This window comes from Methanoculleus sp. (assembly GCF_030019085.1).
GTDB lineage: Archaea > Halobacteriota > Methanomicrobia > Methanomicrobiales > Methanoculleaceae > Methanoculleus.
Window position 1 is genome coordinate 13,258 of record NZ_JASEFJ010000010.1, and the last position, 15,459, is coordinate 28,716.

The 15,459-nt window shown below is 57.2% G+C and carries 18 protein-coding genes; 12 read left to right on the forward strand and 6 right to left on the reverse strand.

Features of this window, described 5'->3' with window-relative positions; translation table 11 throughout:
• The first annotated feature begins 119 nt into the window (after positions 1 to 119).
• From QMC91_RS05800 to QMC91_RS05830, 6 genes are all read left to right on the forward strand, one after another.
• The gene (locus tag QMC91_RS05800; RefSeq protein ID WP_300236678.1) at positions 120 to 1,469 is read left to right on the forward strand and encodes an ATP-binding protein; all 1,350 of its coding nucleotides are present in this window, start codon (positions 120 to 122) and stop codon (positions 1,467 to 1,469) included.
• Positions 1,470 to 1,482: 13 nt separating this feature from the next.
• Positions 1,483 to 2,712, forward strand: a complete 1,230-nt coding sequence (locus QMC91_RS09985; protein ID WP_366944381.1) for a GNAT family N-acetyltransferase — start codon at positions 1,483 to 1,485, stop codon at positions 2,710 to 2,712.
• Positions 2,713 to 2,807: 95 nt separating this feature from the next.
• Complete coding sequence (locus QMC91_RS05815; protein ID WP_300236680.1) at positions 2,808 to 3,320, forward strand: metallophosphoesterase; 513 nt, start codon at positions 2,808 to 2,810, stop codon at positions 3,318 to 3,320.
• A gap of 105 nt (positions 3,321 to 3,425) precedes the next feature.
• Complete coding sequence (locus tag QMC91_RS05820) at positions 3,426 to 3,902, forward strand: pyridoxamine 5'-phosphate oxidase family protein (RefSeq protein ID WP_300236682.1); 477 nt, start codon at positions 3,426 to 3,428, stop codon at positions 3,900 to 3,902.
• A gap of 129 nt (positions 3,903 to 4,031) precedes the next feature.
• Positions 4,032 to 4,220 (forward strand): hypothetical protein, encoded by a 189-nt coding sequence (locus QMC91_RS05825; protein WP_300236684.1) that lies wholly within the window; start codon positions 4,032 to 4,034, stop codon positions 4,218 to 4,220.
• 86 nt (positions 4,221 to 4,306) lie between these two features.
• Positions 4,307 to 4,924 carry a Clp1/GlmU family protein gene (locus tag QMC91_RS05830; protein ID WP_300236686.1) on the forward strand — a complete coding sequence of 206 codons (618 nt, stop codon included), beginning with the start codon at positions 4,307 to 4,309 and terminating at the stop codon, positions 4,922 to 4,924.
• Here QMC91_RS05830 and QMC91_RS05835 read toward each other — a convergent pair.
• Together QMC91_RS05835 and QMC91_RS05840 are read right to left on the reverse strand one after the other, a co-directional pair.
• Positions 4,872 to 6,125, reverse strand: a complete 1,254-nt coding sequence (locus tag QMC91_RS05835) for an SLC13 family permease (protein WP_300236688.1) — start codon at positions 6,123 to 6,125, stop codon at positions 4,872 to 4,874. The two genes, QMC91_RS05830 and QMC91_RS05835, sit on opposite strands and share 53 nt — an antisense overlap.
• A gap of 75 nt (positions 6,126 to 6,200) precedes the next feature.
• On the reverse strand, positions 6,201 to 7,175 hold the full coding sequence (locus tag QMC91_RS05840; protein ID WP_300236690.1) for a TIGR00341 family protein: 975 nt from the start codon (positions 7,173 to 7,175) through the stop codon (positions 6,201 to 6,203).
• A 273-nt stretch (positions 7,176 to 7,448) separates the two neighbouring features.
• Between QMC91_RS05840 and QMC91_RS05845 the strand changes: the two genes are divergently transcribed.
• A complete protein-coding gene (locus tag QMC91_RS05845) occupies positions 7,449 to 7,661 on the forward strand; it encodes a hypothetical protein (RefSeq protein ID WP_300236692.1) in 213 nt (70 codons plus the stop codon).
• Between the two features lie 19 nt (positions 7,662 to 7,680).
• On the opposite strand, the gene QMC91_RS05850 is transcribed toward QMC91_RS05845, so the two are convergent.
• Positions 7,681 to 8,343, reverse strand: a complete 663-nt coding sequence (locus QMC91_RS05850; protein WP_300236694.1) for a metal-dependent hydrolase — start codon at positions 8,341 to 8,343, stop codon at positions 7,681 to 7,683.
• Between the two features lie 58 nt (positions 8,344 to 8,401).
• The gene (locus tag QMC91_RS05855) at positions 8,402 to 9,010 is read right to left on the reverse strand and encodes a LuxR C-terminal-related transcriptional regulator (RefSeq protein WP_300236696.1); all 609 of its coding nucleotides are present in this window, start codon (positions 9,008 to 9,010) and stop codon (positions 8,402 to 8,404) included.
• Between the two features lie 299 nt (positions 9,011 to 9,309).
• Here QMC91_RS05855 and glyS point away from each other — a divergent pair, with 299 nt between their 5' ends.
• Positions 9,310 to 11,043, forward strand: a complete 1,734-nt coding sequence (gene glyS / locus QMC91_RS05860) for a glycine--tRNA ligase (RefSeq protein WP_300236698.1) — start codon at positions 9,310 to 9,312, stop codon at positions 11,041 to 11,043.
• The gene (locus tag QMC91_RS05865; protein WP_300236700.1) at positions 11,040 to 13,271 is read left to right on the forward strand and encodes a DEAD/DEAH box helicase; all 2,232 of its coding nucleotides are present in this window, start codon (positions 11,040 to 11,042) and stop codon (positions 13,269 to 13,271) included. Before glyS ends, QMC91_RS05865 begins: the two co-directional genes overlap by 4 nt.
• On the opposite strand, the gene QMC91_RS05870 is transcribed toward QMC91_RS05865, so the two are convergent.
• Positions 13,262 to 13,636: an Sjogren's syndrome/scleroderma autoantigen 1 family protein gene (locus tag QMC91_RS05870; protein WP_300236702.1), complete on the reverse strand. Its 375-nt coding sequence runs from the start codon at positions 13,634 to 13,636 to the stop codon at positions 13,262 to 13,264. The two genes, QMC91_RS05865 and QMC91_RS05870, sit on opposite strands and share 10 nt — an antisense overlap.
• 62 nt (positions 13,637 to 13,698) lie before the next feature.
• Here QMC91_RS05870 and QMC91_RS05875 point away from each other — a divergent pair, with 62 nt between their 5' ends.
• Positions 13,699 to 13,962: a UPF0147 family protein gene (locus QMC91_RS05875; protein WP_300236704.1), complete on the forward strand. Its 264-nt coding sequence runs from the start codon at positions 13,699 to 13,701 to the stop codon at positions 13,960 to 13,962.
• An 88-nt stretch (positions 13,963 to 14,050) separates the two neighbouring features.
• Here the strand turns inward: QMC91_RS05875 and QMC91_RS05880 are convergent, their stop codons facing one another.
• Positions 14,051 to 14,473: a secondary thiamine-phosphate synthase enzyme YjbQ gene (locus QMC91_RS05880; protein ID WP_300236765.1), complete on the reverse strand. Its 423-nt coding sequence runs from the start codon at positions 14,471 to 14,473 to the stop codon at positions 14,051 to 14,053.
• Between the two features lie 128 nt (positions 14,474 to 14,601).
• Here QMC91_RS05880 and QMC91_RS05885 point away from each other — a divergent pair, with 128 nt between their 5' ends.
• Positions 14,602 to 14,826 (forward strand): hypothetical protein, encoded by a 225-nt coding sequence (locus QMC91_RS05885; RefSeq protein ID WP_300236706.1) that lies wholly within the window; start codon positions 14,602 to 14,604, stop codon positions 14,824 to 14,826.
• A 204-nt stretch (positions 14,827 to 15,030) separates the two neighbouring features.
• The gene (locus QMC91_RS05890) at positions 15,031 to 15,345 is read left to right on the forward strand and encodes a hypothetical protein (RefSeq protein WP_300236708.1); all 315 of its coding nucleotides are present in this window, start codon (positions 15,031 to 15,033) and stop codon (positions 15,343 to 15,345) included.
• Positions 15,346 to 15,459: the final 114 nt, after the last annotated feature.

Consider the following 15,459-nt stretch of genomic DNA (forward strand, 5'->3'; position numbering starts at 1 on the left):
ACCGCGCTACGCCCGATGACCAGGACAGATCATATACCTTTTATGCAGCAAAGATCATAGCGCCCTCTAGAGAGTATGCAGAGAACATACCATGGAATGGTATTCAAGACTGGTCGGGGGTGGGCGGACTGACCCCCCGGCGTCGGACTGCAGCAAGGGAGACACGCCGTCTCCTTCTGCTCACCGCATCGGTAATCGTTGTCTTTGCCGCAAACGTCGCCGGCCTCTTTTCAGGCATCTCCACTGTCCTTCCGCACCTCTTCTACCTGCCGATAGTCCTCGGCGCCTACTGGTACCCCCGCCGGGGTGTCCCCTTCTCGCTTGGCCTTGCCCTTGGATACCTGGTGATAAGCGTCCCATTTATCAGCGGAGAGGCGGGTCTGCTGGTCCAGGCGATTGCAAGGGCGGTTGTCTTTGTCGCCATCGGTGCTGTCATATCGCTTCTCTCTATACAGCTGCGAGAACGCGAAGAACGGTATAGAGGCATCTTCGATAACTCAGAGGCCGGAACGTTTATTATCGCAACGGAGGCAGACGGAGAGCATATTGAGGAGGTGAACTACGTTGGCGCCTCGCTCTTTGGCTCCACAACAGATAAACTAAAGGGCGAACCAATCAACCGGTTCTTTGATGACCCCGCTATCTGGGAGAGCCTGAAGTCGGATATTGACCTGAGAGGCGCCGTCTACGGTTTTGAGACAACCCTGCGCCGAACCGACGGTGGTACCGTCCACGCGCTCCTCTCGGCCGGCCGGCTCCATGGAGGGGGGATCGTCCTCACCTTGGTAGATATCACAGCTCTTAAGAACGCCAAGGAGACGCTCCGTCGAACAAACGCCAAACTTAACATGCTCGGGAGGCTCACTCACAGGGACCTTGCTGCAGCGGTCTCGCAACTCCTGGGGCAGATCACCCAGGGAATGCGGCAGTTCGACGACCCGGCGTTCCACCACTACCTTGAGGATCTGGAGGAGAGTGCACGACTGGTGCAACGTCGGGTGGAGATCGCACGGGATTACCAGGACCTCGGTCTCCGGCCAGCGGACTGGCAACCGTTGCAGGAGGTGATCAGGCGGGCGACATCGTGTCTGCTGATACCTCCAGGAGTATCCATCCGCTCCTGGGTGGAACGGCTTGAGGTCTTTGCCGACCCTATGCTGGATCGGGTCTTTTCAAACCTGATCGAGAACGCCATCCAGCACGGGAAGACCGTATCCTCGGTCGTTATCACGTATCAGATCCTGGACGACGGGCTTGCCATCTACGTCGAGGATGATGGTGTGGGCGTTCCAGAGGAAAATAAAGAACGTATCTTTGAGTATGGCTTCGGCAGCGGTGGCGGGCTCGGGCTCTTCCTGACAAAGGAGATCCTCGCCATCACAAACATGACGATCCGGGAGACGGGGACGCCTGGCGAGGGTGCCAGGTTTGTGATCCACGTGCCGCCGGACGGCTACAGGATAACCTGAAAGAGGCTGGAAGATGTTTCCAGAAGTGCTTATTCCGACAGACCTCTCAGAGACTTCCGCCACAATGGTGGAGAGGATCGGCGAGGTTCCTGGCGTTCGTGAGGTAATCCTCTTTCACGCCCTGCGAGGATCGACCGACCTCTCGCCGGCGGGGGAGGAGGCGCTCAACCGGATGAAGGAGACCGTGCAGAGCCAGGGCTGCACCGCAAGGGTGGTGGTGGAAGAGGTGAAGACGGATATCCCGGCGCGGATCCTCCAGATCGCCAGAGAGAATAATGTGGACCTGATCGCTATAGGAGTTCGCGACCCCGGACTCTTCCGGAACCTCTTCTCCGGGAACATCGCGGCCACTTTGCTTCGGGATGCCGTGGTGGACGTCCTGATCATGCCTCAGTCGGCAAGGAACGGCCCACCCCTTTGGGCAAGGCTGCTGGTACCGACAGATCTTGCAGACCCCGCACCCGAGATCCGCACGCTTCTGCGCGACTCTGGCGGAGTGGGGGGGGCGTTGCTCCTAAATGTAATGGAGCCAGGGCGTACGGAACAGGAGGTGGCCGATCGGCTCGCAGCCATAAGGGTGGAACTTGCAACCCCCAGTCGAGAGGTTGAGGTGCTGACACGCACCGGTGATCCGGCGCGCACTATCTGTGCCGTGGCTGAGGAGTTCGAGGCCTCCATGGTAGTTATGCCGCGCATAGGTAGGCGTGACGCCGCGGGAGCGGCCACGCTCGGAAGCGTCACTGGCGCTGTTGCCACCTGCGTTAAAAGACCGCTGCTTGTGCTCGCGATCCCTATACACGTACAGATCGAGACCCGCGAACTGCGGAGCGAGGAGTTTAGGCTTGCAGAGGAGATCTGGGTGGACTATCATGGGTTGAAGGCCGACCCAAAGACCGATCGGATATTCGGGGTCTTTGCCGATGGCAGACTGGTCTCCGTCGCCAGGTGCCGGAGGCATCCGGACGGATACGAGGTGGACGGTGTATTCACGCCGATCAGGTTCCGTGGCAGGGGGTATGCCAGGCGCGCGATGAACGCGCTGGTCGAGGCATGTCAGCATGACACCCTCTACATGCACGCTGTCAGGGAACTTGTCGACTTCTATGGCCAGTATGGGTTTGTCTCGATACCGGAGAGCGATCTCCCGCCCACCATCTGGGAGAGGTATGCGTTTGCTATGGGGGAGATGGAGGGGGTAAATGTACAGCCGATGCGCCGCCCCCCTGTCCGTTTTATCCAGTGAGGCACCCCCCTCCCTCAGCCACAGAACCCCCCATGATAGCACACAGCGTCAGGGCAGGCAACCATATATCACGTGCGAGCGCCAGGAGATACTTAATGCTGGTAGGAATCCTCGCTGACACCCACGACAACCTTGAGAAGGTGGATGCAGCCGTAAGAACCCTGAACGCGAAAGGAGTGGATCTGGTGCTCCACGCCGGTGATTACGTCTCCCCATTTGTCATCCCGCGGTTTGCTGATCTGCAATCGCCGATGATCGGCGTCCTCGGGAACAACGACGGCGACCATCGACTTCTGCAGAGACGGTTTGACGAGCACGACCAACTCAGCCTGCGTGGACGTTTCGCCTGCGTAAGCGCTGGCGACCTGGCAATTGGGCTGCTTCACGGCGACGAAGAGGAACTCCTGGAAGTGCTCATCAGGCGGAAAACCTTCGATGTTATCGTCCACGGCCACACGCATCAGGCCGCGGTGAGCAGACTCTCGGGGACGCTTATCATCAACCCCGGTGAGGCCTGCGGTTACCTGACCGGCCGGTCGACCATCGCCGTGCTGGATACGGTGACCAGGAACGTCGAACTGCTCACACCCGGCCACGAAGGGCCGTAGAAGTGTGGTGCGTTCTGGCAGGAGGCAAGGACCTGGTTATCCCGGTAGGCCAGTAAGAAACATATATGTGGTTTCGCAGGTTACCGCCATAAGAGGGCTGACCCCATGGAGATTGTGAAGATACCCAACATGGAGAGGGCGGAGTATGATAGACTCATCGAGGAGGGATTTCTCAGTCGTATCGCATTCCAGGGCGCAAAATACCCCTATATCGCCCCATTCCTGTATGTGTTTGATGGAAAATTTCTCTACTTCATGGCAACCAGATACGGCCGGAAGAATGATCTTTTCCGGCAGCACCCCTACGTATCCGTAGAGATCGAAAAGTATTCAAGCGACCTCTCCTGCTACACCTTCGTGACAATGCAGGGCTACCTGGTTCAGGTCGAGGACGCTATCGAGAAGAAGATCATCCGGGAGAGGTTTGTGGAGATGATCAGAGAGCACAACCTCTCACGCAACATCCTTGCGGCGCTCGGCCACAAGCCCGAGGAACCGATCGAGGCTATTGCATCCGAGGAGCGCTCGAACATCTGGAAACTGACCGGTGTGAAGGATATAGTCGCCTTAAAGAACCTCTGACCCAGACGGCGAAAAAATTGCGGCCACTCTTAGGTTGCCGACCGCTTTCAGAGTTCCAGGGATAGCGGTTATTGCGTCAGGCATTATACTCCATGAACGCAACAGTTCTTCCATGGGGGCGCAAATGCCGTGATCTGTATCAGCGAAGATTGGGGAGGGCTTGCTGCAGCACTCCTGGAGTCGGATCTCAGTGAGAGCGTCTATATCGTGGGGGCGACGGACACAGGAAAGACTACGCTCTGCCGCCACCTCCTCGGAAAGGCGGCAGCAGAGACGCGGACTGCCTGCGTCGACTGCGAGCGGGGCAGTCCTGGATAGGCCCTCCAACGACCGGGGGTTGATCCTCCACCCCGGGCCCAACACACCCTGTCCAGACACTTACCGGGGCGAAACGCCTCGTTGAGATGGCCCTGGAGGAAGGTGCTCGTAGAACCCTGATCGACTCTCCTGGCCTTCTCCATGGGGGGATGGGCCTCGAGTTCCAGATCCAGTTGATCGACCTTCTCCGCCCCGATCACATCGTCGCTCTCCAGCACGGCCGGGAACTTGAACAGGTGCTTGCAAACTTCGCGCGCCGTCCCGATATCCAGACTCACCGAATCCCCGTCTATCTCGTGGTCGTCCCCAGGACAGCGTCAGAACGGCGGCGTTACCGTGAGGAGTGGTTCCCCTCCTATTTTGCCGGTGCATGGGTGCAGCAGATCGCGCTCAGGGGGCAGGGGTTACAGGGGAGGGTGCCCGACCCTGACAACCTGTCAGGGGCTTCCGGAGGGCTGGTCTCCTTCAACGACCCGGAGAACTATGTCATCGTGCTCGGGATCTTCAACGAGTTTGACCCAAAAGAACACATTCTTACAGTCTTAGCCCCGCCTTTCGACCCGACTTCCGTTGCGTCCGTCAGATTCGGTTCGGTCTCCCTTGACCTTGAGGCACCACCTGGATCGATGGAATGCCACAGGTTCGAGACCTCTAAACGGGGACAACCGAGAGCCAGACCGCATACACCACCGCCTGGGCTATAGTGAGCGGGACGCCGACTCGCGCGAACCCGGCAAACGTCAGCGTCTCCCCTTCACGCTCCGCACACTGGATTATGATGACGTTGCTTGCCGCCCCCAGGATCAGCATGTTTCCGGCGATTGTGCTGCCGGCCGCAAGCGCCATCATACCCACGGTGGAAACTCCTGCATGTGATATGGCCGGGAGGAACAGGGCAACAAAGGGGACGTTCGAGATAAACTGAGAGACTATGACGCCCAGAGCGATGATAACAGGGACGGTGCCCATGCTGAGTGTTCCCCCTTCCATTAACGGCTGGAAGACGCCTGAATCCCAGACACTTGCCGTAAGGACGAACAGGGCTGCGAAGAAGACCAGTGTCGGCCAGTCGATCCGGCGGAGGATCTCAAACCGCCGTCTGCTACCCACCAGGATGGGGATGGCCGCAATCGCCGCGACCCAGGTCAGCGGGATCTCAAATCCCGGGACGAGCATGACGACGGCGATCCTGGCGGCGATCATAAGGACGAGCAGAACGAGCGAGAGACGGGTAAGGGCTGCAAGAGCGGGGTCATGGATCTCCTCCTCACAGTGGATGAGCTGACTGGTGGATTTAAATTCATCGGGGAACGCCTGGCGGAGAAACCAGTACGTAAGCAGGAGTGAGATCACCGTCGGGATGCCAAGGTAGAGCGGGAAAGTGATGAACGGATTTGTAACGCCGCCCCAGAGCGCGATAAGGAGGTTCTGGGGGTTCCCGATGGGGCTTGCAACACTCCCGGTTGTTATGGCGAAAGCAAGCGTAAGAAGCATGAGTTTCGGCGAGATCCCGTGCCGCCGTGCGAAGTAGATCATCAGCGGGGTGCCAACGACCGCGAGGGTATCGTTCATCAGGAGCGCCGAGAGCGCCCCCGCGCCGATAAGGATGAGGAAGACCAGACTCCGGACAGATCCTGCCCTGCAGAGGAGGCGAACGGAGAGGTGGTAGAGGTAACCACTTGAGACGAGCGCCTCACCGATAATGAACATAAAAAAGAGGAAGAGTATCACATCGGTGTTTATGGACGCAAGCGCATCGCGCGGCGTGATCGATCCCGTCAGCACTACCACAACCGCGCCAAAGAGCATCACCTGCCAGATCCGGAGATCGACGTTCCCGATCCTCCGAACAGCGATCAGGATGAAGACGATGATGAGAACGATAAGTGGTATAAGTGTGCCCATGGCATCACCGGGAGAGGGGGACCCTCGCGCGATCGATGGTTTGCCTGCTTCCCGGAAAAAGATCTACTTTTGAGATCACTCCGCCATGATCAGGGTGATCCAGAGGAGGAGGACAAATAGCAGCACGATCAGGGCGACCGACCGCTTCAGGTAACGCTGTGCAATCGCCCGGTCGCGGCTACTCCTTGGCCTTATCTTCAGCATGGCCACAGCCAGAAGCGCACCGACTATCAGCCCAACAACCTGCCCGCCAACCAGGAGCGCGGAGGCGATCAGGCTCAGTGGCTGGATTACAAGAACGATACCCATAACGGCCATCGGCGGTATGATGGCGGCAGCGATGGCAACCCCGGCAATCACCTCCGAAGTACCACGGTTGAACGCCAGCACCGCCGCAAATCCGAGGAGAACTGCCATCAGCGTGTAGATGGGGTTCACCACAACCCGTGAGGCAATCTCCCCAGTCATGGTGAGGGGTATGGCAAGATTTATCAGAAATGTGGCAACCGCGGAGAGGGCAAAGACGCTCAGGAGCAGCGCAGCGAGGACACCGAGGCATCGCAGAGACTCCCGGACCATGCCGAGAGCAACATATATACTGAACCCATAGATCGGGCCTATGATCGGGGAGAGCAGCATCGCCCCGATGATGATCACAGGGTTGTTGAGAAGCAGCCCGGAGAGAGCGATCAGCCCGGCAATGGAGGTCAGCGCAAGTTTCTCAAGGTCGAGTTCTCCATACGGCCTTATACTGTCAAGCAGTTTCTCGACCGGCGTCTTCTCCTCTTTCTTCTCTATGCTCTTCACGGCGCGTTTGAGGCGGGAAGAGATGACAAAATCCGGTGTGGACACCTCGATCAGGTTCTCGTTGTAGCGTAGATCGATAACCTTCTGGATCTTTTCAATCAGATCATCCAGGTGCTCATCGGGCGCGTATATGGTGAACTCGTGAACGTCCTGAATTAGCACTTCTGTGTAGTGAACCCCCTCCAGAACCTCCTTTACTTTCTCGTAGCCGTCTTTCCGTACATGAACGACAATCTTCTTCATACGTCTGCTTCATTGATCTCGGTTCTGTCGAACGGAGGTGAATCTCCGGAAATAAACTTTAAGATCGACCAATCGACCCGGTAGGTGGTATTCATATATTGTTACCGATCGAGCTCGAACACGGGGGTCACAAGACCGCCACACGCTTATGTGGAGGACTTGAGACGAAAGATCTCGCCATTCATACCAGTGCTGCCTGTACAGGGTCTTATCCCCAGAGTTCGGTGCGATCCAGGGCAGCATCATTCTATGTGACGTGTACAATGATCGTGGATGACGTTAAACTTTCGCGGCTGCGCTTCAGGGGAGATGCGATACCAGCAGATCAACGATCTGAACTACAAACTCGCTATCTTTTCCCGGCAATATGTGCTGGACTATCAGATCGCTCCCGCTGATCGTCCTTCGTCGATCGCCCCACCATCTGGTCGCTCACCGGACTCCAGATCTCCCGCTCACTTCCAGTCGGGGTTTACGCTGCGATAACCCTTACTCGCACCCCGGATCACTCGGGGTTGACCTCGATGCTCTCCCCTGGCGAGAGTATAGCGACCCGGATCGGCGTCGTCCGCTCGATCGTCTTCTTGAACTCATCCAGGTTCTGCTGGATTGCAGGGAAGGTGTTGTAGTGCATAGGGATAACCAGTCGCGCCCCTGTATATCTCGCCGCGATCATCGCCTCCTCTGGCCCCATCGTGTAACACCCACCTACAGGGAGGAGTGCCACATCCGGTCGGTAGAGGTCGCGAATAAGTTGCATATCCGAGAAGAGCGCAGTATCCCCGGCGTGGTAGACGCTGACGCCGTCCATTGTGATGACAAAACCGGCGGGTGCACCGCCATAAAACCCGCCCCCCTCACTATCCAGTCCGGATGAGTGAAGCGCAGGCGTCATTGTGAAACGGACACCGTCAACGGTGATGCTACCCCCGATGTTCATCGGTTCAGCAGGGACTCCCTTCGTCGTCAGGTATTGTGCAAGTTCAGCGATGGCGACCGTCTTTTTCTTCAACTGCGCAGCGATGCCCAGGTGATCCCCATGAGCATGCGTCACGGCAACTATGTCAGGCTCCTTACTGAGGCTACCTCCAGGCATGAACGGATCGATGAGGACACGCTTCGATCCATCCAGTAGAAAACATGCATGACCTACCCAGGTTACCTTCATGAAGAAGAGATAGATCTGAGGCCTGAAAAATGTTAAGTGAGGTGGGGGCGGATGAGGGTCAGAACTCACCCATGTCGATCGCTTCGGTGATATCAATCGCCTCGCTCAGGCCATCGTTCGCGACACCGCGCGTCATCGCCTCAGATAGATCTCTGTCCTCCATCACATCCCGGATCCGTTCCAGGTAGGGAACGAGCGTGGTATCGCTCTTCTGCTCGATCACGTGGCGATACTCACGGAGCGTCGATGGGCTTACATTTAACTCCTCGCTGATCTCTTTCATGGTCTTGCCGGACTCAAGGAGTTTCAGCAACTTCTCCTGGTCAAACGGCATCTTGAAATCAAGGTCCCGGAAGAGTTTGAGTCGAACCCTGGCACGTGCCACGGTCTTGCTCAACTTCTCATCGCCCAGCGCCCTGGCTATCTCGGTGTCGTTCATACCATCGTAGTACGCAACCACAAGTTTTGCAAGCTGCCGCGGGGTGAGTTTGGTCTTAAAATAACCCCGATCGAGTATCTCTCGCATGATCAGGGCAATCTCACGCTCAACAGCATCACGATCCCGCAGAGTCCCGTGAACCTTTCTCATCGGTTCGACGATTGCTTTCTTGTTTGTTATTGTCGTAAACAGCTCCAGGAGCTGCTGCTTGCGGGTGTCTTCTGCCATGTCCATCTCCCTAAGTTCTGTAAATCCGCTGTCTGGTCAATGAGGTTACTCATGATAACCCTGATATATACTTTGCCCCAATATTGGGGTGCAATGTTCCCTACATTACAACCTTTAACATTTAAAACTTGTCATATAACCCGCAAACTGCGGGAATTTTTTCCGGCAGGTGACCTCCCACCTTTGCGTTCGTCTCGATAACAGAACACACACTCCCCCCTCCGGCACTGTGAGAGGAGATCTCCCGCGTCGGGGGACTATTCTTTATTAGCATCGCCGCGCAATTTTATATTAATACTATGGCCGAGACGAGCGATATTTACGAAAAAGTCATGGATGTTGCCAGGAGACGCGGTTTTGTCTGGCCATCATCCGAGATCTACGGGTCGGTCGCCGGGTTTATCGATTACGGTCCTCTCGGGGCGATGTTAAAGCGGAACATTGAGAATCTCTGGCGTTCATTCTACGTCTTTCAGGAAGGTTACTACGAGATCGAGTGCCCCACAATAGGAACCGAGGCGATCTTTGTCGCATCCGGCCATGTGAAAGAGTTCGCCGACAAGATGGTGCAGTGCCCGCACTGCGGTGAGTACCTCCGCGCGGATCACATTGCGCAGGAGCACGGTATCGAGAACGCCGGCACCCTTTCAAGTGAAGCGCTCCGGGCGACGCTCCGCGACCTGCCATGCCCGTCCTGTAACGAACCGCTGGGCGAAGCAGACGTCTTTGCGTTCAACCTGATGTTCCAGACGACCATAGGCCCGGGTTCCCAGCGAAAGGGTTACCTTCGCCCGGAGACCGCCCAGGGCATATTCACCGATTTTCCCAGACTCCTCCGCTTCTACCGGGACAAACTTCCTTTCGGCGCTGTCCAGATAGGGAAGTCCTACCGCAACGAGATCTCACCCCGGCAGGGGATGATCCGTCTGCGCGAGTTCTCCCAGGCGGAGGCCGAGATCTTTGTCCACCCCGAAGAGAAGAACCACCCATCTTTCCACCGCTATGCCGATTACACCGTGCCCCTCCTCACCATGGAAAGGCAGGCGGAGAACGTTGAACCGGTCACGATGACGATGCGTGCCGCTGTGGACATGGGGTTGATAGCAAACGAGTATGTTGCCTACTACATAGCGTTGACACACGAGATCCTGACATACATCGGGGTCGATCCAGCAAAACTCCGGTTCCGACAGCACCTGACAGAGGAACGGGCGCACTACGCGGCCGACTGCTGGGACGCCGAGGTATACTCCGAACGTTTCGGATGGGTCGAGATCGTCGGGATCGCCGACCGCACCGATTACGACCTGCGCTCTCACGCGGAACACTCGGGCACCTCGATGACCATCTTTATCCCCTACGGGGAGCCTCGTGTGGTTAAAAAGCGCCGGATTGTGCCTGATATGGGCGTGATCGGCCCCAGGTTCCGCGATAAGGCGAAAGCCATTGTGGAGGCCCTGGCGGTCTCAGAGCCCGGCGAGGACGGCGTCCGCATCACCATCGACGGCGAAGAGATCTTTATTTCCGCCGACCTCTACCAGGTCCGAGAAGAGGAGGTGGAAATCAGGGGTGAAGAGGTGATGCCCCATGTCATCGAACCGTCATACGGCATCGACCGGATGCTCTATGTCGCCCTTGAGCATAGCTACGCTGAGGATGAGGTTGATGGCGAGACCCGACGTCTGCTCAGACTCCCGCCGGCAGTGGCACCCATCCAGGTCGCTGTCTTCCCTCTGATGAACCGCGACGGACTCGATACAATCGCGCGGAAGATCACGGATACACTGCTGCAACACCGTATCCTCGCCCAGTATGATGATTCCGGTGCAATCGGCCGTCGTTACCGGAGACAGGACGAGATCGGGACACCATTTGCCGTCACCGTCGATCACGACACGCTGGAGAACAACACGGTGACCATTCGAGACCGTGACAGTATGGAGCAGGTCAGGGTGCCGATCGAGCGGTTGCCCGGGACACTCTCTGCCCTCATCGCCGGCAACGTTACGTTCCACGAACTCAGTAAGGTATGAACTACGTCTCCCACCCGCTGATCCGACCGCAGAGCATCGAGGAGCGGCGCTATCAGATCTCAATCGCGCTGAGGGCGCTCGATATGAACACAATGGTTGTCCTCCCGACAGGGCTCGGGAAGACCGCCGTAGCGCTCATAGTCGCGGCGTCCCGACTCTACTCTCACCAGGGGAAGGTGCTTGTGCTTGCACCAACAAAGCCCCTGGTCGAGCAGCATCTCCGTTTTTTCAGGCAACACCTTCTTTTTCGCGAGGCGACCGAACCGGAGGAGTCAGATTTTGCGATGTTCACCGGGGCCACCCCTCCGGCAGAGCGGGCGCAGGCGTGGGAAGCGTGCCGGATCTGTTTTGCCACGCCACAGGTGATCAAGAACGACTGTCTGTCAGGGAGGTACAGCCTCACCGACGTCGTGCTGCTGGTCGTGGATGAGTGCCATCGGGCGGTCGGTAACTACGCTTACGTCTTCATCGCCAACCATTACTGCAACACGGCAAAGAGCCCGCTGGTTCTTGCGATGACCGCATCACCCGGCGGTGACCGACTGAAGGTGCAGGAGGTCTGCGAGAACCTGCGCATCGAGGCGGTCGAGACAAGGGTGGAGACAGATGAGGATGTCCTCCCTTACATCCACGAACGCGAGATCCATTACATAAACGTCGACCTTCCGCCAGAACTCCAGGAGGCGCTCGCGACCCTCAGGCGACTTCTGGAGTCACGGCTTGAGAAACTTGCAAAACTCAATTACCAGGTTCCAAAAGTCGATAAACTCTCGATAAAAGCTTTAAACGCATTGAACGCTCAGATCCAGCAGCGAATACAGTCTCGCGACCCTTCCGGGTTCATTGCGGCATCACTGCATGCGGAGTGCATGAAACTCCGCCATGCCATATCTCTTGCCGAGACGCAGGGAAGCGAGGCGCTTAAACTCTACCTTGCAAGGCTCGGCGCGGAGGGCGCCTCGAACTCCGGGAGCAAGGCAAGCAAACGACTTGTCTCAGATCCAGCATATCGGAGACTGGTCGAGACCGTGGCGGGGTGGAAAGAGGAACTTCACCCCAAGGCCTCGATCGTCCGCGAACTCGTCCAGGCACAGCTGGCAGTGCATCCGGATAGCCGGATCATTGTTTTTGCCACCTACCGCGACACTGTCCAGACGCTGGTCGATACTCTCACTGCGGCAGGTATTCCCTGCGAGCGGTTCGTCGGCCAGGCGTCCAGGGACGCGGAGCGTGGACTCTCGCAGAAAGAGCAGATCGCGACCCTGGCCCGGTTCCGGGCAGGGGAACTTAAATGCCTGATCGCAACCTCTGTGGGGGAGGAGGGACTCGACGTTCCATCGACCGATATGGTGATCTTTTACGAGGCCGTCCCCTCGGAGATCAGGAGCATCCAGCGCAAAGGCCGGACAGGAAGGAGCGGCAGCGGCACGATCATCGTCCTGGTGACGAAAGGAACCTCTGATGAGACGTTTCGTTACGTGAGCCAGAACAGGGAACGGGCTATGATGAGGGGCATAAAGATGATGAGTGCGGCTCCAGTTCATAGCCCCACCACCCGGCAGACGGAGATCCTGACGTTCACATCGTCCGGGCCTGCTATAACAGTCGATGACCGGGAGACCTCATCCAGGGTTGTCGAGCGCCTGCACGAACTCGGGGCATCGATCTCGCTGGAAAGACTCGATCTCGGTGATTACGCCATAGGGGATCGAATACTAATTGAACGAAAGACGGTGCAGGACTTCGTGACAACCCTCGTTGAACGTGACCTGTTCGGGCAGATTCATGCGATGGCCGATGCCGTGCCACGCCCCGTCCTGATCATCGAGGGGTCCGACGACCTCTACGCGGTTAGAAACATCCACCCGAACGCGATCAGGGGGACGCTTGCCGCCATAATGGTTGATATGGGTGTGGCACTGATCCGCACGCGTGATCCGGATGACACCGCTGAGACGCTCTATGTCCTTGCACAGCGCGAGGGAGGTGAGCGGGGGGAGCGAAAGGCGCACCCGAAGAAGTCCTACCGATCGAGCCGGGAAGAACAGGAGTATGTGCTTGCAGCGTTCCCTAACGTCGGTTTAAAGAGTGCAAGACTCCTCCTTGAGCATTTCGGCTCGCTCAAGGCGGTAATCGAGGCTGAACCAGAGGAATTGATGGCGGTGGACGGGATCGGGGAGAAGACCGCCAGCGCCATATGGGATCTCGCCCGCAGACCTTACCGCTGACCGAGTCTTGCGAGGGCCCTGGCCCCACGCTCGACCGCCTTCATTAGCGTCAGGCAGTCTTCAGCCCTCTGTTCACCCCTGACACGTTCACAGAGGTGGACGATCGTCCGCTCGATCTCGGCTGCCACCAGACCGTCCGGTTCGCCGGGTTTTGTCGCAATTTGCGGGATCTGAACCGGGGCAGGTGCGGTGGGTTCGGAGGCAGGATGGGGTTCCCCTGACTCCATAAGAGGGCAGACGACACACTGCGTCTCTCCCTTGTATTCAAAGAGAGGGTAGCCGCAGACCTTACAGGATTTTGCAAGCATCTTCCCTCCTTTGAGGAGATACTCTGCCATGACTTCATCGGCCCGCTCAACCGTCATTTTGCTTAACTCCTTTAACCTATATATGTCTGGATGGCATTAATAATAGAGGGGTTATTCTCATGGCAAGTCCAGACGAAACAATACAGATCTGCATCCAGATGTTGCAGAATATCAGCGAAGATTCCACCATACCACGAAACATCCGGCGTGTTGCAGACTCGACAAAATCTGTTCTCCTTGACGCGTCGCAGAGTATCGGTCTTCGTGCCGCAACCGCGATCTCCATGATCGACGAGGTCAGTAACGACCCGAACATGCCCGTCCATGCACGGACAAGGATCTGGGAACTGGTATCTCAACTTGAAACGGTACCTCTTGACTGAATCGTCCAAATTAATTGATCCCGGCAGAGTCATAACGGAAAAGGGGATTAGCCGGCTTTGCCGACCGGAACCCTCTATCTGCCCTCTCTTAGTGGTTTTCATCCATGATGGTGACGTGAACGGTGCGCTGGCGATGCGACCGGACGTCGAGCTCCAGGAGGACGATCTGCTGCCATGTCCCGCACGCAAGTTTGCCTCCGATGATCGGGACGGTGAGTGATGGGCCGACGATCGCCGCTCTGACGTGCGATCGACCGTTACCATCGCCCCAGGCTGCATCGTGGGCGTAGGGGATGCCCTCTGGTGCGATGACCGAGAGCGCCCGGCAAAGGTCAGAGAGCACGCCGGGCTCATACTCGATGGTGGTGATGGCGGCGGTCGAACCCGAGACAAAGATGTTTGCAATGCCTTCCCGCACGCCGCTCCCGTCGACAACCTCTGCGATCCGTGGTGTGAGGTTGACGATCTCCCCCTCTCCGTGTGTATCTATCTGGATTGTCCGGCGGTACATCATCGCTGACACCTACCTCTTTGACATGCTCCGTTATATTCCTGCAACGTGATAAATGCGGCGGGGGCTTTAAGGAGATCGGGGCCACAAACCGTATATGGAGGACGGTGAACATCTCTTCTCAGGAGATGGTGGACGTGCCCTATCGGTGGAACAACAGAAAGGATGTGGACGAGGCGGTTGTCGTCGTGCTGAATGCGATGGATTCAGAGCAGGAGATTGAGGGGTGGTTGATACACACCCTTGAAGAGGCGATCAACGACTCCGATCCAGAACTCGTGAAGCACTTCTTCAACGAACTTGAAAGGCACCGACCTGAGGCGCTCCGCTACTTCGCAAAGCACGAATTTTGAGTTTAGGCTATACCGGCAGCGGGGGGTTCGGCCGGGTTTAAATAGCCGGGGAGAGGTTTTTCACCATGACCTGGAGAAAACCCTCTTCCATTCCCGGTGGAACTGTAAAGGTTTCGCCATCGGTAGAAAATGAAGATCCGATGAGATCCGATCCTGTGCACAAAAAACGGATCTTTCATATTGCCCCGCGGCACATAGGGTATCATGCCCGCCAAAAGCGAATTTGGTAGAGGATTCATCGTCAACCTTATGCTGCTTTCGCGGCATTTTGGCCTTCCACCGGAAAGAGCATTCTATGGCGCTGCAGACCACCTGAATGACTTTATCCTTCCGGAACGATTCAGAGGGACTGAGATCGAGGAACTTGTCGAGCGGCTCCGTAAGGCGGTGATCTGGCATCAGCCAGGCATCATGGACAAAGAGGATGCAGCGGACATAAAGCACCTCCTCAACCGTCTCGCGATCGCGATCGACCGGGAACTCGGGATCGCCGAGCCTGACGTGGGGAAGTACGACTGATGAACGGAGGTGTACCTCCAGGCGGGGCACAGGCGCAAGGACCTGCTGTAGTGGTGCGATCTTCTGGACCGCTGAGCAACGGGATATGCGTGAATGACGGCAATTTCCCCTGAG